We start from the raw sequence: 19,725 nt of genomic DNA on the forward strand, positions 1-19,725 counted from the left end.
CAAACGGGCTGTCCTCGCCAGGCGACCTCTGAGAACCCGCGGCGGTGCGGGTTGTGAGGGTGGGCTAAGCGGCTGCGCCGCTTCAAAGACAAAGACCAGGATCAAAGACAGGCTCTGAGAACACTGGTCGGACTCGAGACAGCGATCACCTGGCGGACTTCGGGATGTCGGGTGGTCCACGAACAAGGACTGACGACGTGTCGGAATCCTCGCTGCCGGTGTTCACCGTCGAGCAGCTGCCCGGCGTCGGCCCGGCCGTGCTGGACGGGCCGGAAGGCAAGCACGCGGCCACCGTGCGGCGGCTCCGGGCGGGGGAGCAGCTGCTGCTCTCCGACCGCAGCGGCGGCATGGCCCGCTGCGAGGTGGTGGCCGCGGCCAAGGACTCCCTGCAGCTCGCGGTCGCCGAGACCTGGCAGGAGCCGCAGCCCGCGCTCCGCGTGCGGCTCGCGCAGGCCCTGGTGAAGGGTGATCGCGGGGAGCTGGCGGTGGAGCTGGCCACCGAAGCCGGTGTCGACGCGGTCGTGCCGTGGCGCGCGTCCCGCTGCGTGGCGAAGTGGGACGACGGCCCGCGCGGCGCGAAGGCGCTGGCGCGGTGGCGCAGCACGGCGGAGCAGGCGGCGAAGCAGGCGCGGCGGGCGTGGACGCCGGAGGTGGCCGAGCCGGTGAGCACCAAGCAGCTCGCCGCGCTGGTCGGCAGCGCGGCCGCGACGCTGGTGCTGCACGAGTCGGCGACCGAACCGCTGGCGTCGGTCGAGCTGCCGGAATCCGGCGAGCTGGTGCTGGTGGTGGGCCCGGAGGGCGGTATCACCGGTGCGGAGCTCGCGGCGCTGACCGAGGCCGGTGCGCACGTGGTGCGCCTGGGCCCGACGGTCCTCCGCGCGTCCACCGCCGCCGCCGTCGCTCTCGGCGCGCTCGGCGTTCGCACCGACCGCTGGGCGTGAAAAAGGGCTAGCGGATCGCCTGGATTGCCCGATTCGTGTTCGATGGGTGACGATCCACGAAGAAGATCAAGAACTTTTCTCGTTCTCGTAGCGCGAACGGTTGACGGGACGCTACGCTCGGTGGTGAAAGTCGGTTATAGCGGCTCTGCCGCGACCGGTGCCGCACGGGGCATCGGACCCCAGCACTCGTCGGACACCTCCCCCCTCGGTCCGGCGAGAGCTGCGCCGCAAACGGGAATACCCCCAGACCCGGTTGCGGCGCAGCGTGCCGGGTACGACCGCCACCCGGGACGGGGTGCTCACCCCTTAGTCTTCCCGGCATGAGCGACATGGATTCCCTGTTCCTGCGGATCATCGAGCGCGAGATTCCCGCCGAGATCGTGCGGGAGGACGAGCGGGTCATCGCCATCCGCGACATCAACCCGCAGGCCCCCACGCACGTGCTCGTGGTGCCGAAGAAGCGCTACCGCAACGCCGCCGAACTGGCAGCCGCCGACCCGGAGCTGCTCGCCGAGCTGATCACCGCGGCCCGCGAGATCGCCGCGCAGGAGGGCATCGAGGAGTCCGGCTACCGCCTGCTGTTCAACACCAACGCCGACGCGGGCCAGACGATCTTCCACGTGCACCTGCACCTGCTGGGCGGAGAGCCGCTCGGCGGCCTCACCGGCGGCCCGCTCAAGGGCTGAATCCCGCTCGCGCCGACACCCCCGGGTCCGCCCCGGGGTGTTGCGTGATCCACGTCGTCCGCGTGCCGGTGATAGCGGCAATCCGATTGCCGGGTGGACTACCATCGGTGCCAGGCAGAACTGACCGAACGACCGGCGCGCAACGCGCAGAAAGCAGGCCCGAACACACGTGGCCGGTATTGCAGCGGGTGGCGCTGCCGCCCAGTCCGGAGAAACCCCCCAGACGGCAACAGCCCAGACCGCACGGGCGCAGTCCAAGGTGACCGTTCCGGACGACGTCGTGCTGACGTTGGTCGGATCCCGAGACGAGAACCTGCGGGTCGTCGAAGACCTGCTCACCGCCGATGTCCACGTTCGGGGCAACGAGGTGACGCTGTCCGGCGAACCCGCCGAGGTCGCCTTCGCGGAGCGGTTGTTCGCCGAGCTCATCGCGTTGATCGGCAAGGGCAGCCCGCTGACGCCGGACATCGTCCGCCGCAGCGTCGGGATGCTCACCGCGGACCACGAGGAATCGCCCGCCGACGTCCTGAGCCTGGACATCGTGTCGCGGCGGGGCCGGACCATCCGCCCCAAGACGCTGAACCAGAAGCGCTACGTCGACGCCATCGACCACCACACCGTGGTGTTCGGCATCGGCCCGGCGGGCACCGGCAAGACCTACCTGGCGATGGCCAAGGCCGTGCAGGCGCTGCAGGCCAAGCAGGTCAACCGGATCATCCTCACCCGCCCCGCGGTCGAAGCCGGTGAGCGGCTCGGCTTCCTGCCGGGCACGCTCTACGAGAAGATCGACCCGTACCTGCGGCCGCTGTACGACGCGCTGCACGACATGGTCGACCCGGAGTCGGTGCCGCGGCTGACCCAGGCGGGCACCATCGAGATCGCGCCGCTGGCCTACATGCGCGGTCGCACCCTCAACGACGCGTTCATCATCCTCGACGAGGCGCAGAACACCACGCCCGAGCAGATGAAGATGTTCCTGACCCGGCTGGGCTTCGGCTCCAAGATCGTGGTCACCGGCGACGTCACGCAGATCGACCTGCCCGGTGCTCAGCGCAGCGGGCTGAAGGTGGTGCAGGACATCCTGGGCGGTGTCGACGACGTGCACTTCGCGCAGCTGGACAGCCACGACGTGGTGCGGCACCGGCTGGTCACCGACATCGTGAACGCGTACGACCGCTGGCACGCACTGGAAGAAGCCGAACCGCACGACCGCTCCGGTCGGCGCAACGGGCAGCGACGAGGACGAGCATGAGCATCGAGATCGCCAACGAATCCGGCGTCGCAGTGCCCGAGGCGACCATCGTCTCGGTCGCCCGGTTCGCCCTGGACAAGATGAGCGTCAGCCAGCTCGCCGAGCTGTCCATCGTGCTCGTCGAGCTCGACGTGATGGCCGACCTGCACGAGCGGTGGATGGACCTGCCCGGCCCCACCGACGTGATGTCCTTCCCGATGGACGAGTACGACTCGGCCCGCAGGCCGGACTCGGCCGGTGCCGGCCCGGCGCTGCTGGGCGACATCGTGCTTTGCCCGGCGTTCGCCCGCGACCAGGCCCGCAAGGCCGGGCACAGCCTGCTCGACGAGCTGCACCTGCTCACCGTCCACGGCGTCCTGCACCTCCTCGGCTACGACCACGCCGAGCCGGAGGAGGAGCGGGAGATGTTCGGCCTGCAGAACCGCATCCTGGCCGAGTTCCGCGAGGCCCGCGCCGAGGCGGAGCGCGCGGAGGCGCAGCGCAACGCCGACGACAAGGTGCTCGGCGCGGTCGGCCTGGACGAGTCGGAGCCGCCGCAGGGCGGCCCGGCGCCGACCAGCTGAAGGAGCCGGCGTTGGGATTGACCGATTCCACCGCGTTCCTGGTCACGGCAGTGCTGCTGGTGCTCGCGGCCGGGGTGTTCGCCGCGTCGGAGGCCGCCGTCACGGTGGCCTCCCGAGCGCGCGTCGACGAGCTGGTGCGCGAGGGCCGGGGCGGGGCCAAGCAGTTCGCGCTGCTGCTCGCCGACCGGCCCCGCCACGTCAACCTGCTCCTGCTGCTGCGGCTGGCCTGCGAGCTCGGTGCCACGGTGCTGGTCACGGTCGTCGCGCTGCGGTTGGCGGACTCCGAGGCCTGGGCGGTGGTGATCGCCGGGCTGATCATGCTGGTGGCCTCGTACGTGCTGGTCGGCGTCGGGCCGCGCACGCTCGGCAGGCAGCACCCCTACGGCATCGGGCTGAAGGTGGCCGCGCCGGTGCGGGTGCTGGCCCGGCTGCTCAACCCGCTGACCAGGCTGCTGATCCTGATCGGCAACATGATCACCCCGGGCAAGGGGTTCCGCGAGGGCCCGTTCTCCACCGAGGTGGAGCTGCGCGAGCTGGTCGACCTGGCCGGGGAGCGCGGCGTGGTGGCGGCGGGCGAGCGGGAGATGATCCACTCGGTCTTCGAGCTCGGCGACACGCTGGCCCGCGAGGTCATGGTGCCGCGCACCGAGATCATCTGGATCGAGCAGACCAAGTCCGCCCGGCAGGCGCTGGCGCTGTGCCTGCGCTCCGGGTTCTCCCGGGTGCCGGTGATCGGCGAGAGCGTCGACGACATCGTCGGCGTGGTCACCGTCAAGGACCTGACCCGCACGGTGCTGACCGCTCGCGACGAGGCCGGCCCGCCGGTGTCGGAGCTGATGCGCCCGGCGAGCTTCGTGCCGGACACCAAGCGGGTGGACGAGCTGCTCCGCGAGATGCAGCTCTCCCGCAGCCACCTGGCCATCGCCGTCGACGAGTACGGCGGCACCGCCGGGCTGCTGACCATCGAGGACATCATCGAGGAGATCGTCGGCGAGATCACCGACGAGTCCGACCTGGAGGAGCACCGCCCGGTCGAGAAGCTCGACGACGGCACGGTCCGGGTCAGCTCGCGGCTGCCGGTGGAGGACCTCGGCGAGCTGTTCGGCGTCGAGCTGGACGACTCCGACGTGGAGACGGTCGGCGGCCTGCTGGCGCAGCGCCTCGGCCGGGTCCCGCTGCCGGGCGCCGAGACGGAGATCGCCGGGCTGAAGCTGCGCGCCGAGGGCGGCAAGGACCACCGCGGCCGGATCCGCATCAACGCGCTGCTGGTCCGCCCCGCCAACACCGACCAAGCACCGCTGCGCGGTGCTGACCAGGAGGGAAGCAACACCCGTGGCTGAGCAGGTGGAAGCGGCAGCGCCGCAGCAGGTCGACCCGGAGGACGCCAAGATCGTCACGCTGGCGAGGTCCTCGCGCGCCCGCAACGGCGCGGCCGAGGGCGCGGCGGTCCGCGACACCGACGGCCGGACCTACGCGGCCACCACGGTCGCCCTCCCGTCCCTGCGCCTCACGGCGCTGCAAGCAGCGGTGGCCGCAGCGGTCTCCAGCGGCGCCGAAGGCCTGGAAGCGGCAGCGGTCGTCACCGACGCCGACTCCGTCGACGAGGCCTCCGCAGCAGCGGTCCACGACCTCACGGCCACGGCCCCCATCCTCCGCGCCGACGCCCGAGGCGACATCCGCGGCGTCCTCACCTGACCACGCGAATTTTCGAGGTGAAGGGCACCTTTCGCCAACTAACTTGGCGAAAGGTGCCCTTCACCGTTCGCCCGGTGGTGTGAACGGTGCCCGGTGCGCCGGGGTGCGGGCGGAGCCGTCACAATGGGTCGGTGACCAGCTCTGATGTGCACCGCTCCGGATTCGCCTGCTTCGTCGGCCGCCCCAACGCCGGGAAGTCGACGCTGACGAACCGCCTGGTCGGCTCCAAGGTGGCGATCACCTCCAGCAAGCCGCAGACCACCAGGCACGCGATCCGCGGCATCGTGCACCGCCCGGACGCGCAGCTGATCATCGTCGACACCCCCGGCCTGCACCGGCCGCGCACCCTGCTCGGCAAGCGGCTCAACGACCTGGTCTACGAGACCTGGTCCGAGGTCGACGTGATCGGGTTCTGCGTGCCCGCCGACCAGAAGGTCGGCCCGGGCGACCGGTTCATCGCCGAGCAGCTGAAGAAGGTCTCCCGCCGCACCCCGGTGCTGGGCGTGGTCACCAAGACCGACCTGGTGCCCAAGGAGCAGGTGGCCCAGCAGCTGCTCGACCTGCAGCAGGTGATGGACTTCGCGGACCTGGTGCCGGTGTCGGCGAAGGACTCCTACCAGGTCGACGTGCTCTCCGACCTGCTCGTGCAGCAGCTCCCGGAGGGCCCGCAGCTGTACCCGGACGGCGAGCTGACCGACGAGCCGGAGACCACCCTCATCGCCGAGCTGATCCGCGAGGCCGCGCTGGAGGGCGTGCGCGACGAGCTGCCGCACTCGCTGGCGGTGACCATCGAGGAGATGATCCCGCGCGAGGACCGCGACGACCTGATCGACGTGCACGCGATCGTCTACGTCGAGCGCTCCAGCCAGAAGTCGATCGTCATCGGCAAGGGCGGCGAGCGGCTGCGCGCGGTCGGCACCCAGGCGCGCAAGCACATCCAGGCGCTGCTCGGCAGCAAGATCTACCTCGACCTGCACGTCAAGGTCGCCAAGGACTGGCAGCGCGATCCGCGGCAGCTGCGCAAACTGGGGTTCTGATCACACATCGGCGACGGATTCGCGGGAACTGACTTGCGATCGCCCGCGTCTCAGGTACGTTGCTGCCGGTCTTTGCGCTCAGCCGCAAGGCGGCTCTCGTGGAACTCTTTAAGGAATTGACGTGACGAATCCCTATGGCGGCCCGCCCTCGGGTCCCAACCCGCAGCAGCCGTACGGCCAGCAGCCCGGCGGATACGGCCCGCCCTCGGGACCGATCCCCCAGCAGCCCTACGGTCAGCCCGCGCCCTACGGCCAGCCCGGTTACGGCGCCGCGCCGCCGAACAACAACATCGGCTGGGGCATCGGCTCGATCTTCCTCTGCTGGCCGTTCGCGATCCCGTCGCTGATCAAGGCCACCTCGGTGCAGAACCTGTGGGCCCAGGGCCAGTACCCGCAGGCCCAGGAAGCCGCGGACGAGGCCAAGAAGTGGGGCAAGATCGGCATCATCGTCGGTGCCTGCGGTTGGGCCCTGCTCATCCTGTTCTACGTAGTGTTCTTCGTGATCATCGCCGCCACGGCGAGCAGCTACAGCAGCTACTGATCCACCCATGCCGTTGCGCGCGGTCGATCCGCACGCAACGGCATGGTCGTACGAGGGGGAAGAAGCATGAGCGAGCCGTCCGGGCCGGAGCAGGTCCCGCCGCAGGAACCGGCCAACCTGCCCGCACCGATGCCGCCGCCGCCTTCGTACGGGGCGCAGTTCGGCGTGGCGCCGATGCCGCTGAACAACAACCTGGGCTGGGCCATCGCGAGCCTGCTGATCTGCTGGCCGTTCGGGATCCCGTCCCTGATCAAGGCCTTGCAGGTCAGCTCGCTGTGGTACCAGGGCCAGCACCCGCAGGCCCAGGCGGCCGCGGACGAGGCGAAGAAGTGGGGCAAGATCGGCGTCATCGTCGGGGCCTGCGGCTACGGCGCGATGATCCTGCTGATGGTGCTCTACTTCGTCTTCATCTTCGTGATCATCGGCGCCAGCATGACCGCCGTGACGCAGCGATGACGACGCACGGCGGCGCGACCGCGGTTCGCCTGCGCGCCATGCTGTTCCCGGCGGCCACGGTGCTGGTGGCCGGCGTCGGCGCAGCGGTCGTGCTGGCCGCGGATCCGACCTCCGACGCCGGTTTCCCGCTGCCGCCCTGCCCGGTCAAGCTGCTGACCGGGCTGGACTGCCCCGGCTGCGGCGTGACGCGCATGATCTACAGCCTGCTGCACGGCGACGTGCTCACCGCGCTGCACTTCAACGCGGCGGCGATGCTGTTCATCCCGTTCTTCCTGTGGACCTGGGGCGCCTGGGTGCTGGGCCGCTGGCGCGGCAGGCGGGTGGCCACCTGGGAGCAGTGGCGCTGGGCACCGCACGTGGGGCTGGTCCTGATCGCCATCTGGTCGGTGATCAGGAACCTCCCCTTCCCGCCGTTCAACGCGCTCTACGTCTAGCTGTCGAACCCTTCCTGCAGGTCCGCGCCGAGCACGCCGGTGGCGGCGAGGATCACGAAGGTGAGCAGCAGCCCCCACGCCGCGAACAGCGACCAGCCGACGATGATCCCGGTCAGCGCCATGCTGCGGTTGGTGTAGGCCTGCGGATCCCGGTTGATCTCGCGCAGCGACACGTGCCCGAGGATCGCGCCGACCGGCCCGATGAGCAGCGCGCCGTAGCAGGTGAAGATCGACGCCAGCGAGACGCACATCGAGGCGATCGCCATGCCGTTGTTGCGCGGCAGCGGCGGGTAGCCGCCCATGCCGTACGGCTGCGGCGCCTGGTAGTAGGAGTTGTTCGGGTCGTACGGGTAGGTCATCCGTTCCTCTTCAGCTCGTCCGGTTCGCAAATGGGACGTTCGGGAGGACGAACCGGATCCCCCGCATCCTTCGCCTTGCCCGCGAGGTGCTCGCACGGAGGTGCGACGATGGGGGCGTGAGCCTCTACCGGGATACCGCGGTCGTGCTGCGGGTGCAGAAGCTGGGTGAGGCGGATCGGATCATAACCCTGCTGACCCGCCGCTACGGCAAGGTGCGCGCGGTGGCCAAGGGCGTGCGCCGGACCACCTCGCGGTTCGGCGCCCGCGTCGAGCCGTTCTGCCACGTCGACGTGCAGCTCTACACCGGCCGCACGCTCGACGTGATCACCCAGGTGCAGACCGTGGACGCCTTCGGCCTGCACATCGTCGACGACTACCAGCGCTACACCTCGGCCTGCGCGGTCCTGGAGACCGTGGACCGGTTGGCCGCCGAGGAGGGCGAACCGGTGCTGCGGCTCTACCTGCTGGCCATCGGCGCGCTGCGGGCGCTGGCGGGCCGGGAGCGCGACTCGTCGCAGGTGCTGGACGCCTTCCTGCTGCGCGCGATGTCGTTCGCCGGGTGGGCCCCGGCGCTGTCGGAGTGCGCGCGGTGCGGCGAGTCCGGGCCGCACGCGGCGTTCAACGTGCAGGCCGGTGGCGCGGTGTGCGCGCGCTGCCGCCCGGCCGGTTCGGTGCGGCCGTCCGCGCACACGCTGCCGCTGATGGAGGCGCTGCTGCAGGGCGACTGGGGGCGCGCCGAGCGGGCGGAGCAGTCGGTCCGCCGCGAGGCCAGCGGGTTGATCGCCGCGCACCTGCAGTGGCACATGGAACGCCAACTGCGCTCGTTGCCGCTGGTCGAGCGGACCGTTCCGGAGCTGATCCGGGAGCGGGCGGCGGAAGCCGCGCTGGTCGGCACCGCCGAGGACGGGCGCTGAACTGTTGATCGACGCGTGCGGGGACAATGAGGACGCACGCTCAGCAGTCCGAAGAGGAGAAGCCAGTTATGTTGCGACGCCGTGGGCGGGGCAAGGACGACCCGAGCGTTCGGGCACCCGACCCGCACGCCTCGGGGGAGAAGCCGCCGGCGCTGCCCGCCGAGTTCGTGCCCAACCACGTCGCGGTCGTGATGGACGGCAACGGCCGGTGGGCCAACGAGCGCGGCCTGCCCCGCATCGAGGGGCACAAGCGCGGCGAGGCCGTCGTGCTGGAGCTGGCCCGCGGGGCGATCGAGCTCGGCGTCAAGTGGCTGTCGCTGTACGCCTTCTCCACCGAGAACTGGAAGCGCAGCCCGGACGAGGTGCGGTTCCTGATGGGCTTCAACCGCGACGTGATCGCCCGGCGCGTCGACGAGCTCGACGAGATGGGCGTGCGGGTGCGCTGGGCCGGGCGCAAGCCGAAGCTGTGGCGCAGCGTGGTCAACCAGCTGCAGGACGCCGAAGAGCGCACGAAGAACAACGAGGTCATGAACCTGACCATGTGCGTCAACTACGGTGGGCGGGCCGAGGTCGGCGACGCGGCGCGGGAGATCGCGCGGCTGGCCGCGGCGGGCAAGATCAACCCGGAACGGGTCGACGAGCGCACCATCGCGAAGTACCTGTACCAGCCGGAGATGCCGGACGTGGACCTGTTCATCCGGCCCTCCGGGGAGCGGCGGACGTCGAACTTCATGCTCTGGCAGTCCGCCTACGCGGAGTTCGTCTTCCAGGACACGCTGTTCCCCGACGTGGACCGACGGCACCTGTGGCAGGCGTGCGAGGAGTACGCGCGCCGCGACCGGCGGTTCGGCGGGGCCATCGACCGGGCGGCGAACGCCGAATCCGCCCAGGAGGGCAATTGATGACCCAGGAGGCTGCTACCACGGCGCGGTTGATGACCGCGGCGAAGGAAGCACTGGAGACCTACCACGACGTGCACGTCGACGACGACGGCGCGCTGACCTTCCGGCACTCCGAGGTGCCGTGCGCGGTGCAGGCGATGCAGCTCGCCGAGGGGCTGACCGTGCTGAGCCTGACCTGCGTGGTCGCCTGGGACCTGCCGGCGACCGACGAGCTCGCCCAGTCGGTCGCGGAGCGGGCCGGGCAGGGGCTGTTCGGCACGCTGGGCGTGGTCCGCACCGAGCGGGGCATGGACGTGACGCTGCGCTACGCCTTCCCGGCGGAGGGCATGGCACCGGCGCCGCTGGGCACGCTGCTGATGCTCGTGGTCGCGACGGCGTCCCAGCTGCGCACGGAGCTCTTGGCCGAACCGGAGGGCACGGCGTCCCCGTAGTCGCAACGCGGTTTCAAGGGAGATCGGACGTCTGATTTCCATTGAAACCGCTGGTCCGCCGCTCATTCGGGGGATGCGTCGGTGCGTTGGGTTGCCGCGCTCGACCAGCGGTGATCGGTGTCTCTGCCGCTCGTTGCGCACTAGTGCGAACGATTATCAGTTCGAACTGGCACGATGAGCGGGTGACCGAGATCGCCGATCCGCCGCGCTCGCGGCGGCCCCTGATCACCTCCCTGGAGGTGCTCTGCGTCCTGCTCGTGCTCGCCGCGGTGTTCCAGTCGCAGGTGACCGCGCTGCTGGACGTTCCCGCGCTGCGCACCGGATCGACCGTGTTCGTCGCGGTCTGCGTGCAGGCGCTGCCGTTCCTGGTGCTCGGCGTGCTGGTCAGCGGGCTGATCGCGGCGTTCGTCCCGCCGGACGCGCTGCGCCGGGTGCTGCCCGCCAAGGCCGGTGCGGCGGTGCCCGTCGCCGGTCTCGCGGGCGTCGCGCTGCCGGGGTGCGAGTGCGCTTCGGTGCCGGTCGCGCGCCGCTTGATGCAGCAGGGCGTCGCGCCCGCCGCGGCGCTGGCGTTCCTGCTGGCCGCACCGGCGATCAACCCGATCGTGCTGGTCTCCACCGCGGTCGCGTTCCCCGGTGAGCCCCGGATGGTGCTGGCCAGGTTCCTCGGCTCGCTGCTGACGGCCTGCGCGATGGGCTGGCTCTGGGCGCGGCTGGGCAAGGCGGAGTGGCTGGCCGAGCGCGCGCTGCGCCGGGTCGAAGCGCGATCCGGCGGCAGCCGCTGGGTGGTGTTCGCCGAGTCGGCGCGGCACGACCTGGTCGAGGCCGGTGGCTTCCTGGTGCTGGGCGGCCTGACGTCGGCGGCGTTCAACGTCCTGGTGCCGACCGAGTGGCTGGACTCGCTGGCCGGTCAGCTCGTGCTCGGCGTGCTGGTCATGGCCGTGCTCGCGGTGGTGCTGGCGCTGTGCAGCGAGGCCGACGCGTTCGTGGTGGCGTCGATGCCCGGTCTGCCGCTGATCCCGAAGCTGGTGTTCCTGGTGGTGGGGCCCGCGGTGGACCTGAAGCTGATCGCGCTGCAGTCGGGAGCCTTCGGCCGCGGCTTCGCCGCCCGCTTCGCCCCGGTCACGTTCGTGGTCGCGATCGCCTGCGCCGTCGGGGTCGGCGCGGTGCTGCTGGGAGGTTCGTGATGCGCCGGGAGACCCAGAACCTGCTGTTGCTGCTGCTGGGCGGCGCGCTGCTGAAGATCGCGCTGGGCGGCAGCTACCTGCGCTACGTCAAGCCCTCGCTGTTCCCGTGGCTGCTGGTGTCGGGCCTGGTCATGATCGGCCTCGCGGCCTTCGCCATCGTCCGCGACATCCGGGCCGGGGGCGCCGGGCACCACGAGCACGACTCGCGCAGCCCGTGGCTGTTGCTGCTGCCGGTGTTCGCGATCTTCCTGGTGGCGCCGCCCGCGCTGGGCTCGGACTCGGTCACCCGGGACCGCGCCGCGGCCCCGCAGGCCCCGGCGGAACCGCTGTTCCCCGAGCTGCCGCCCGAGCAGGCCCCGCTGCTGAGCGCCTCGGAGTTCATCACCCGGGTGATCTGGGACGACAGCGGTTCGCTCGACGGCCGGACCATCCGCCTGCAGGGCTTCGTGGTGCACCCGACGCCCGAGACCACGCAGCTCGCGCGCATGCGCATCACCTGCTGCGCCGCCGACGCGGCGCCGGTGAAGATCGACCTGGCCGGGGCGCCGCAGGCGGCGGAGCTCCCGGCGGACACCTGGGTCGACGTGGCCGTCCGCCTCCGCCCGGGCACGGCCACCGAGGCCAACGACTACGTCCCCACGGTGGACGTGCTCACGCTCCGCACCATCCCGGCCCCGCCGGACACCTACGAGTACTGACGATCTCGCCTGGTCAATGCCCGTGAGTGTTTTGTGGTGCTACAGCCCCACAAAACACTCACGACCTCACCCACAACCAAACCCCACCCACCACCGAACCCGGGCGGGTCAGGCCGCGCAGTCGGGGCAGGTGCCGATGATCTCCACGGTGTGGCTGACATCGGTGAAGCCGTGCTCCTGGCCGATGCGCTCCGCCCAGTTCTCCACCGGCGGGTCGGACACCTCGACGGTCCGGCCGCAGTGCCGGCACACCAGGTGATGGTGGTGGTGGCTGGAGCACCGCCGGTACACCGACTCGCCCGACGGGTTGCGCAGCACGTCGACCTCGCCCGCGTCGGCCAGGGTCTGCAGGGTTCGGTAGACCGTGGTCAGCCCGATCCCCTCGCCCTGCCGCCGCAGCTCCTCGTGCAGCTCTTGCGCCGAGCGGAAGTCGTCGACCTGGTCGAGCAGGTTCGACACCGCCGCTCGCTGCTTGGTGGCCCGCAGTCCCGGTACCCCGACCGCAGGGCCCTCACCGGTGGTCACGCTGTCTCCGTCTCCTGTCCGCCGTCGGATTCGGTGGAGCGCACCGCCGCCGGTCCGCGCGACCGGGCTCCGGAGGTCTCCTCCGCGTGCGTGGCGGCGTCCACCACGATGTGCGCCAAGTGCTCGTCGACGAGCCGGTAGACGACCTCCCGGCCGTGCCGCTCGCCGTGCACGACCCCGGCCGACTTCAGCACCCGCAGGTGCTGGCTGATCAGCGGCTGGGCGACGCCGAGCGCGTCGACCAGCTCGTGCACGCAGCGCTCGGAGGTCCGCAGCTGGAGGACGATCGCGATCCGCACCGGGGCGGCCAGCGCCCGCAGCAGCTCGCCGGCCTCCACCAGGACCTGCTGGTCCCACAGCGGCGCCGGGTGCGCGGCCCGGTCCGGGGAGTGCACGTGGTCCTCGGGGCGCTCCAGACCGGGCCGCGCAGTCGGCTGGGCCGGCTCGGCATCCGGGCTGATAGCGGGCATCGGTTCCTCTCCGAGATGTCTGGGCGCGGGACCGTCGAGCTGCGCCGTCGCGCGGTGACGCTCCACGCACCCATCCTACGGGTAACACACTTACGGTCGATCGCATCGACACCACGGCCCAGGCGCACGCCCGCCGCGCTGCGATCGGTACGCTGGGAAACTCCAGCCCGACCAGCTGGTTCGACTCATCCAGCGAATGATTTCCGGAGTTAACGTGCCCGCCGACCAGATCGACACGATCGTCAATCTCTGCAAGCGCCGTGGTTTCGTCTTCCCGTCCGGTGAGATCTACGGCGGTACCCGGTCGGCCTGGGACTACGGTCCGCTGGGTGTCGAGCTCAAGGACAACATCAAGCACCAGTGGTGGAAGTTCATGGTGCAGGGCCGCGACGACGTCGTGGGCCTGGACTCCTCGGTGATCCTGCCGCGCCCGGTCTGGGAGGCCTCGGGGCACGTCACCGCGTTCCACGACCCGCTGGTGGAGTGCACGTCCTGCCACCACCGCTTCCGCGCCGACCAGCTCGCCGAGGAGTACTCCGAGCGCACCGGCAAGGAGACCGCCGAGGACGACCTGTCCGACGTCCCGTGCCCGAACTGCGGCACCCGCGGCCAGTTCACCGCGCCGCGCGAGTTCAACATGATGCTCAAGACCTTCCTCGGGCCGGTCGAGAGCGAGGAGGGGATGCACTACCTGCGCCCCGAGACCGCGCAGGGCATCTTCGTCAACTTCGCCAACGTGATGACCACGGCGCGCAAGAAGCCGCCGTTCGGCATCGGCCAGATCGGCAAGTCGTTCCGCAACGAGATCACGCCGGGCAACTTCATCTTCCGGACCCGCGAGTTCGAGCAGATGGAGATGGAGTTCTTCGTCGAGCCGGGCGAGGACGAGCAGTGGCACCAGTACTGGATCGACCAGCGCATGTCCTGGTACACCGACCTGGGCATCAGCAGCGACAACCTGCGGGAGTACGAGCACCCGAAGGACAAGCTGTCGCACTACTCCAAGCGCACCGTCGACATCGAGTACCGGTTCCGCTTCGGCGGCCAGGAGTGGGGTGAGCTCGAAGGCATCGCCAACCGCACCGACTTCGACCTGACCACCCACTCCAACCACTCCGGGGTGGACCTGTCGTACTTCGACCAGGCCAGCAACTCCCGCTACCGGCCGTACGTGATCGAGCCCGCGGCGGGCGTGGGCCGTCCGATGATGGCGTTCCTGATCGACGCCTACCACGAGGACGAGGCGCCCAACGCCAAGGGCGGCGTGGACAAGCGCGTGGTGCTGAAGCTGGACCGCAGGCTGGCGCCGGTGAAGGTCGCGGTGCTGCCGCTGTCCCGCAACGCCGAGCTGTCGCCGAAGGCCCGCGACATCGCCGCGCAGCTGCGCCGCAACTGGAACGTCGACTTCGACGACGCCGGTGCGATCGGCCGCCGCTACCGCCGCCAGGACGAGATCGGCACCCCGTTCTGCGTGACGGTCGACTTCGACACGCTGTCCGACCACGCGGTCACGGTTCGCGAGCGCGACACCATGAGCCAGGAGCGGGTCGCGATGGACAAGCTCGAGGAGTACCTGGCGGTCCGCCTCCTGGGCTGCTGAGGCCGTTCCAGTTCCTCCGGCGGGATCGTCGCCGGACGGAGATGCCGAGCGGTGTCCGGGTCGGCCGACTGGTCGACCCGGGCACCGGCCCCGAAGTTCTGCGAGGTTTGCCAGCGTGAGTCCCCACCGCGCCGCCCACCGGTCCAGCTCGGGGCGGACCCTGAGCCGGGTCGTGGTCGGCACGCTGCTGGTGGCGCTGCTGGTCGGCGGCGGCACCGCGTTCCGGGTGTGGCAGGTGGCGCGGTTCGACGACCGGCGGCCGGTGGACATCGTCGTCGTGCTCGGCGCCGCCCAGTACCACGGCAAGCCCTCCGACGTGCTGGAGGCGCGCCTCAACCAGGCGCTGAAGCTGTACCGCGCCGGGCTGACGGAGTACGTCGTGACCGTCGGCGGCAGGCAGAGCGGTGATGCCTACACCGAGGCCCAGGCGGGCAAGAAGTGGCTGAGCGAGAACGGGGTGCCCGCCGATCACATCGTCGAGGTCGACGTCGGCGAGGACACCCTGGGCAGCGTGCAGGCCGTGGCGGACCTGGCCGCGGGCCGCGGCTGGGACAGCGCGCTGATCGTGAGCGACCCGTGGCACTCGCTGCGGGCGCGGACGATGGCCAACGACCTCGGGCTGGAGGCGTGGGCCTCGCCCGCTCGCTCCGGCCCGGCCGTGCAGACCCGCGAGTTCCAGTTCCGCTACATCGTCCGGGAGACCGGCGCGCTGCTGTACTACCGGCTGACGCACGCCCCGGCCGAGCTCAACGGCGACGGCCTGGGCTGAGGACCTGTCTGACGAACTCGTTTTGCGTGGCGATGCGGGTGGCGGAGTGAACCCGCGGCGGTGCGAGCGCCGAGGGCGGGCTGTGCGCCTGGCGGCGCATCAAGACAAGAGGCCAAGGCATGACGCCCACCCGGTGGGGCGGCCGCGAAACGCCTGCGGCCTGCGGCGATTCGCCGGGTTCCGGCCGTAGTCTGAACCGCGATGGACACCACGCCCGGCTACCGCGCACCCGATCTGCAACGGCTGCTGCCCGAACCGCCGAAGCTCGCGCTTCCGCAGGGCGCCCGCTCGGACGACCGCACTCCGTTCGCCCGCGACCGCGCGCGCGTGCTGCACTCGGCGGCGCTGCGCCGGCTGGCGGGCAAGACGCAGGTGGTCGGTCCGGAGGAGGGCGACGTCCCGCGCACCCGGTTGACGCACTCGCTGGAGGTCGCGCAGATCGGGCGGGGCATCGCCGCGGCGCTGGGCGCCGACCCGGACCTCGTCGACACGGCGGGGCTCGCGCACGACATCGGTCACCCGCCCTTCGGGCACAACGGCGAACGCGCGCTCAACGACCTGGCCGGGCCCTGCGGTGGTTTCGAGGGCAACGCGCAGACCTTGCGGATCCTCACCCGGCTGGAACCGAAGCTGGCCGAATCCGGTGACGTCGGCCGCGGGCTGAACCTGACCAGGGCGTGCCTGGACGCGGCGACGAAGTACCCGTGGCCGAAGCGGCCCGGCGAGGCCAAGTTCGGCGTGTACCCGGACGACGTGGCGGTCTTCGACTGGCTCCGGCAGGGCGCCCCGGCGCAGCGCCGCTGCCTGGAGGCCCAGGTGATGGACTGGGCCGACGACGTGGCGTACTCGGTGCACGACGTCGAGGACGGTGTGCTGTCCGGCCGGATCTCGCTGCGCTCGCTGACCAGCGCCGATGAGCGCGCGGAGATCGTCCGGATGGCCGCGAAGTACTTCAGCGGCCCCGGCGACGCCTCGGGGCTGCTCGACCAGGCGGCGGCGGAGCTGGTGCGCTGGCCGGTGGTGGCGGCGGTGCTGGACTACGACGGGACCTTCACCGCGCAGGTGGCGCTCAAGCGGCTCACCAGCGAGCTGGTCGGCCGGTTCGTGGCCGCCGCGGTGACCGGCACGGTGCAGCGGTTCGGGCCGGGACCGCTCACCCGGTACCGCGCCGACCTGGTCGTTCCCGAGCCGGTGGTGGCCGAGGTCGCGGTGCTCAAGGCGGTCGCGCTGCGGTACGTGATGAGCGATCCGCAGCGGCTGCGGATGCAGGAGCGGCAGCGGTCGATGCTGGCGGAGCTGGTGGAGGCCCTGGCGGAGGGCGCCCCGGAGTCGCTGGACCCGGCGATGGCGGTGGTGTGGCGGCGGGCCGGGGACGATGCCGCGCGGCTGCGGGTGGTGCTGGACCAGGTGGCCTCGCTGACCGATGCGCAGGCGGTGCGCTGGCATCGAAAACATGTACGCAACGTGGCTGAACCCGTGTGACGTTCATCCGAAAGGGGTGAGTTGATCTGGGTTTCTCCATGACGCTTACGCAGAGTGTCCGCTGGCGGGTCCCGACCGCCGGTGGTGCCCGACCCCCGAACACGCCAGCGGCCCGGCCCCCGACATCGCCGGGTCGCGAGGAGACCCCGATGCGCAACCGGCACTACATCCAGAAGCTCGTCGTCGGCGGCGAGCCCTACGTCAACACCGACAACCTGGCCGACTGGGTCAACGACCTGAACTGGCAGGACCCGGCGGCCCAGCGCGCGGCCAGCTACATCGCCCAGGAACTCCGCCTGATGGGCCTGTCCGACATCGAAGAATCCCTCCGCTGACGTTCACCCGGCCCCTGGTCAATTTCGTACGAAATTGACGTTCACCCGGGTGATGGTCAATTTCGCGCGAAATTGACGCGGGCCTCCCTCGGCCGGTGACGGCTGGCGGGTTCCGACGATTCGCGTGCGAGGACGGCCGGGCGGACCGGTCGGCTGGCAGACTCGGGATCAGCCCGGAGCAAGCCGACGCGGAACGGAGCCCAGCGGCCGTGAGCGAACACCTCGACTTCAGCCTGTCCCTGCACCGCAAGCTCGCCCCGCAGCCGGACGAGCAGTTCTGCTGGTCGCCGTACTCGGTGTCCAGCGCACTCGGCCTGGCCGCCGCCGCGACCGGCGGCCGGACCAGGGAAGAGCTGGTCACCGCCCTGCGCGCAGACCCGACCGCACTGCTCGACGTGCTCGGCGGCGCGGCCGAGCTGACCGCGGGCGGCGCGGCCGAACCACCGGTGCTGGCGGTGGCGAACACGCTGTGGGCGCACGAGGACCTGCACGTCGAGGAGTCCTACCTGCGCGCGCTCAAGGACTGGCCCGGTAGCGAGGTGCGCAACGCGCCGTTCCGCACCGACCCGGAGAAGTCCCGCCGGCTGATCAACACCGACGTCGCGGAAACCACCCGGGACCTGATCCCGGAGCTGCTGCCCGCGGGCTCGGTGCGCTCGGACACGGTCGCGGCGCTGGTCAACGCGCTGTACCTGAAGGTCTCGTGGCGCGAGGCGTTCGACGAGCACGCCACCGCGGCACGCCCCTTCCACGCTCCGGCAGGCACCCGCGAGGTGCCGACGATGCACGTCACCAGGCGTTTCGGCTACGCCGCTGCGGATGGCTGGCAAGCGGTGAGCCTGCCCGCCGCCGGGGGAGTGGAGGCGGTGGTCCTGCTCCCGGACGAAGGCCTCGACCGGGCCGAGCCGGACCTCGGCACCGCCCGGCTGAGCGGGCTCCTGGCCGCGCTGGAGCAGCAGCGCGTCGAGCTGTTCCTGCCGAAGTTCGACGTCACCGGCGATGCCGAGCTGACCCGGCCGCTGGGCGCCCTCGGCGTCCACGACCTGTTCACCCCGGACGCGGACTTCTCGCCGCTGACCGACCGGTCGCTGCGGGTCTCCGCGGTGCTGCACCAGTCGGTGCTGGAGGTGGACGAGAAGGGCTTGGAGGGCGCGGCGGCGACGGCGGTGATGATGCGCCTGACGGCGATCATCCAGGAGCCGGAACCGATCCGCGTCGAGGTCGACCGCCCCTTCCTGTTCCTGGTCCGCCACCAGACCACCGGCGCCCTCTACTTCCTCGCCCGGATCACCGACCCGAGCTGACAACCCCACTTTCGAGTGCCACGGCCCCACAAGCACGCACAACCCACCACCTGCGCAAAAGCCGCCCGCGCTGCGGAGTGATGGTCAATTTCGCGCGAAATTGACCATCACCCGGGTGAACGTCAATTTCGTACGAAATTGACCACCGGCCCGCCTCACCAGGGGATCCGGGTGAGCTTGTCCGGGTTGACCACGTCGAAGATCTCCGCCGGTCGGCCGTCGCGGATCGCCAGGGTGAACACGCGCGGCGCGACCTCGGGGGAGCCGGGCAGCAGGACGCCGAGGTCGCCGTTGACCAGCACCAGGCGGAGGTTCTCCAGCAGCTTGTCGTCGTACTTCTGCATGAGCCCCACGGTGAACCGGGCCACCTTGTCGACGCCCACGACCGGGCGCCGGGCGGTGCGCGCCTTGCCGCCGCTGTCGCCGAGGACCACGACCGTCGGGTGCAGCGTGCGGGCGACCGCGCTGACGTCCTTCGACGCCACCGCTGCGAGGAATTCCTCCACCACCCGCTGCTGCTCGGGCAGCGGAGCCCGCGGCGGCGGGTCGGCGTCGGCCATCGCCCGCCGCGCCCGCGAGGCGTGCTGGCGGGCCGCGACGACGCTGCAACCGAGCACCTCGGCGATCTCGGCGAACGGCACCTCGAAGCCGTCGTGCAGCACGAAGGCCAGCCGCTGGTCCGGCGGCAGCTCGTGCAGCACGCGCAACGCGGCCATCCGCAGGTCGTCCTGACCGGCCACGATGTCGCCCGGATCCGCGTCGAGCGAGGTCACCAACGGCTCCGGCAGCCACGGGCCGACGTACTGCTCGCGCTGCACCGCCGCCGAGCGCATCCGGTCCAGGCACAGCCTGCTGACCACGGTGGTCAGCCAGGCGCCCAGATCGCGGATGTCGTCGCGGTCGACCGTCGCCAGCCGCAGCCAGGCGTCCTGGACCGCGTCCTCGGCGTCGGCGATCCGGCCGGTGAGCCGGTAGCCGAGACCGATCAACCGGTTCCGGTGCTGGTCGAATTCCGCGGCGAGCTCGGCGCTGGTGACGGTCACGTCGATGATTCTGCCGCAGCGGCACCGCGAGCAGACCGAAGTGTGGCGCGCCAGCCTCCAGGAGCGGACACCTGGGCGGTGCCGATCGCCGTGCCCCTAGACTG

At 71.0% G+C, this 19,725-nt stretch carries 24 protein-coding genes; 20 read left to right on the top strand and 4 right to left on the bottom strand.

Annotation, left to right across the window (positions count from 1 at the left end):
• Window positions 1–197: 197 nt before the first annotated feature.
• The 10 genes from OU416_RS21285 (at window position 198) to OU416_RS21330 (ending at window position 7,605) form a co-directional block, all read left to right on the top strand.
• A complete protein-coding gene (locus OU416_RS21285; RefSeq protein ID WP_270928756.1) occupies window positions 198–941 on the top strand; it encodes a 16S rRNA (uracil(1498)-N(3))-methyltransferase in 744 nt (247 codons plus the stop codon).
• Between the two features lie 320 nt (window positions 942–1,261).
• On the top strand, window positions 1,262–1,627 hold the full coding sequence (locus OU416_RS21290; protein WP_270928757.1) for a histidine triad nucleotide-binding protein: 366 nt from the start codon (window positions 1,262–1,264) through the stop codon (window positions 1,625–1,627).
• Between the two features lie 169 nt (window positions 1,628–1,796).
• A complete protein-coding gene (locus tag OU416_RS21295) occupies window positions 1,797–2,879 on the top strand; it encodes a PhoH family protein (protein ID WP_270928758.1) in 1,083 nt (360 codons plus the stop codon).
• The gene (ybeY, locus tag OU416_RS21300; RefSeq protein WP_270928759.1) at window positions 2,876–3,442 is read left to right on the top strand and encodes an rRNA maturation RNase YbeY; all 567 of its coding nucleotides are present in this window, start codon (window positions 2,876–2,878) and stop codon (window positions 3,440–3,442) included. The genes OU416_RS21295 and ybeY overlap by 4 nt, the downstream gene beginning before the upstream one ends.
• 17 nt (window positions 3,443–3,459) lie before the next feature.
• A complete protein-coding gene (locus tag OU416_RS21305) occupies window positions 3,460–4,782 on the top strand; it encodes a hemolysin family protein (RefSeq protein WP_270928837.1) in 1,323 nt (440 codons plus the stop codon).
• Complete coding sequence (locus OU416_RS21310; RefSeq protein ID WP_270928760.1) at window positions 4,775–5,137, top strand: cytidine deaminase; 363 nt, start codon at window positions 4,775–4,777, stop codon at window positions 5,135–5,137. Before OU416_RS21305 ends, OU416_RS21310 begins: the two co-directional genes overlap by 8 nt.
• Window positions 5,138–5,268: 131 nt before the next feature.
• Entirely contained in the window at window positions 5,269–6,174 is a 906-nt protein-coding gene (era, locus tag OU416_RS21315) for a GTPase Era (RefSeq protein ID WP_270928761.1), read from the top strand.
• Between the two features lie 121 nt (window positions 6,175–6,295).
• Entirely contained in the window at window positions 6,296–6,715 is a 420-nt protein-coding gene (locus OU416_RS21320) for a CD225/dispanin family protein (RefSeq protein WP_270928762.1), read from the top strand.
• 66 nt (window positions 6,716–6,781) lie between these two features.
• The gene (locus OU416_RS21325) at window positions 6,782–7,171 is read left to right on the top strand and encodes a CD225/dispanin family protein (RefSeq protein WP_270928763.1); all 390 of its coding nucleotides are present in this window, start codon (window positions 6,782–6,784) and stop codon (window positions 7,169–7,171) included.
• On the top strand, window positions 7,168–7,605 hold the full coding sequence (locus tag OU416_RS21330; RefSeq protein ID WP_270928764.1) for a DUF2752 domain-containing protein: 438 nt from the start codon (window positions 7,168–7,170) through the stop codon (window positions 7,603–7,605). Before OU416_RS21325 ends, OU416_RS21330 begins: the two co-directional genes overlap by 4 nt.
• Here OU416_RS21330 and OU416_RS21335 read toward each other — a convergent pair.
• Window positions 7,602–7,964 carry a DUF4190 domain-containing protein gene (locus OU416_RS21335; protein ID WP_270928765.1) on the bottom strand — a complete coding sequence of 121 codons (363 nt, stop codon included), beginning with the start codon at window positions 7,962–7,964 and terminating at the stop codon, window positions 7,602–7,604. The two genes, OU416_RS21330 and OU416_RS21335, sit on opposite strands and share 4 nt — an antisense overlap.
• A gap of 116 nt (window positions 7,965–8,080) precedes the next feature.
• Here OU416_RS21335 and recO point away from each other — a divergent pair, with 116 nt between their 5' ends.
• The 5 genes from recO (at window position 8,081) to OU416_RS21360 (ending at window position 12,093) form a co-directional block, all read left to right on the top strand.
• Window positions 8,081–8,878, top strand: coding sequence for a DNA repair protein RecO (gene recO, locus OU416_RS21340; RefSeq protein WP_270928766.1), 798 nt, complete (start codon window positions 8,081–8,083; stop codon window positions 8,876–8,878).
• Window positions 8,879–8,946: 68 nt separating this feature from the next.
• On the top strand, window positions 8,947–9,780 hold the full coding sequence (locus tag OU416_RS21345; RefSeq protein WP_093351721.1) for an isoprenyl transferase: 834 nt from the start codon (window positions 8,947–8,949) through the stop codon (window positions 9,778–9,780).
• Complete coding sequence (locus tag OU416_RS21350) at window positions 9,780–10,211, top strand: hypothetical protein (protein ID WP_093152120.1); 432 nt, start codon at window positions 9,780–9,782, stop codon at window positions 10,209–10,211. Before OU416_RS21345 ends, OU416_RS21350 begins: the two co-directional genes overlap by 1 nt.
• 182 nt (window positions 10,212–10,393) lie before the next feature.
• Window positions 10,394–11,395 (top strand): permease, encoded by a 1,002-nt coding sequence (locus OU416_RS21355; protein WP_270928767.1) that lies wholly within the window; start codon window positions 10,394–10,396, stop codon window positions 11,393–11,395.
• The gene (locus OU416_RS21360) at window positions 11,395–12,093 is read left to right on the top strand and encodes a TIGR03943 family putative permease subunit (RefSeq protein WP_270928768.1); all 699 of its coding nucleotides are present in this window, start codon (window positions 11,395–11,397) and stop codon (window positions 12,091–12,093) included. Before OU416_RS21355 ends, OU416_RS21360 begins: the two co-directional genes overlap by 1 nt.
• Before the next feature lie 108 nt (window positions 12,094–12,201).
• Here the strand turns inward: OU416_RS21360 and OU416_RS21365 are convergent, their stop codons facing one another.
• A complete protein-coding gene (locus OU416_RS21365) occupies window positions 12,202–12,618 on the bottom strand; it encodes a Fur family transcriptional regulator (protein ID WP_270928769.1) in 417 nt (138 codons plus the stop codon).
• Complete coding sequence (locus OU416_RS21370) at window positions 12,615–13,088, bottom strand: ArsR/SmtB family transcription factor (RefSeq protein ID WP_270928770.1); 474 nt, start codon at window positions 13,086–13,088, stop codon at window positions 12,615–12,617. The genes OU416_RS21365 and OU416_RS21370 overlap by 4 nt, the downstream gene beginning before the upstream one ends.
• Window positions 13,089–13,302: 214 nt before the next feature.
• Here OU416_RS21370 and OU416_RS21375 point away from each other — a divergent pair, with 214 nt between their 5' ends.
• The 5 genes from OU416_RS21375 to OU416_RS21395 all read left to right on the top strand — a co-directional run bounded on the left by OU416_RS21375 (window position 13,303) and on the right by OU416_RS21395 (window position 18,578).
• The gene (locus tag OU416_RS21375; RefSeq protein WP_093152109.1) at window positions 13,303–14,688 is read left to right on the top strand and encodes a glycine--tRNA ligase; all 1,386 of its coding nucleotides are present in this window, start codon (window positions 13,303–13,305) and stop codon (window positions 14,686–14,688) included.
• Window positions 14,689–14,803: 115 nt separating this feature from the next.
• Window positions 14,804–15,457, top strand: coding sequence for a YdcF family protein (locus OU416_RS21380; RefSeq protein WP_270928771.1), 654 nt, complete (start codon window positions 14,804–14,806; stop codon window positions 15,455–15,457).
• Window positions 15,458–15,658: 201 nt separating this feature from the next.
• Window positions 15,659–16,939, top strand: a complete 1,281-nt coding sequence (locus tag OU416_RS21385; RefSeq protein ID WP_270928772.1) for a deoxyguanosinetriphosphate triphosphohydrolase — start codon at window positions 15,659–15,661, stop codon at window positions 16,937–16,939.
• Window positions 16,940–17,088: 149 nt separating this feature from the next.
• Window positions 17,089–17,274 (top strand): hypothetical protein, encoded by a 186-nt coding sequence (locus tag OU416_RS21390; RefSeq protein WP_270928773.1) that lies wholly within the window; start codon window positions 17,089–17,091, stop codon window positions 17,272–17,274.
• A 209-nt stretch (window positions 17,275–17,483) separates the two neighbouring features.
• Complete coding sequence (locus tag OU416_RS21395; RefSeq protein ID WP_270928774.1) at window positions 17,484–18,578, top strand: serpin family protein; 1,095 nt, start codon at window positions 17,484–17,486, stop codon at window positions 18,576–18,578.
• 155 nt (window positions 18,579–18,733) lie between these two features.
• Here OU416_RS21395 and OU416_RS21400 read toward each other — a convergent pair whose 3' ends face one another.
• On the bottom strand, window positions 18,734–19,627 hold the full coding sequence (locus tag OU416_RS21400; RefSeq protein ID WP_372907235.1) for a sigma-70 family RNA polymerase sigma factor: 894 nt from the start codon (window positions 19,625–19,627) through the stop codon (window positions 18,734–18,736).
• Window positions 19,628–19,725: the final 98 nt, after the last annotated feature.

This window comes from Saccharopolyspora indica (assembly GCF_027853965.1).
Taxonomy (GTDB): domain Bacteria; phylum Actinomycetota; class Actinomycetes; order Mycobacteriales; family Pseudonocardiaceae; genus Saccharopolyspora; species Saccharopolyspora indica.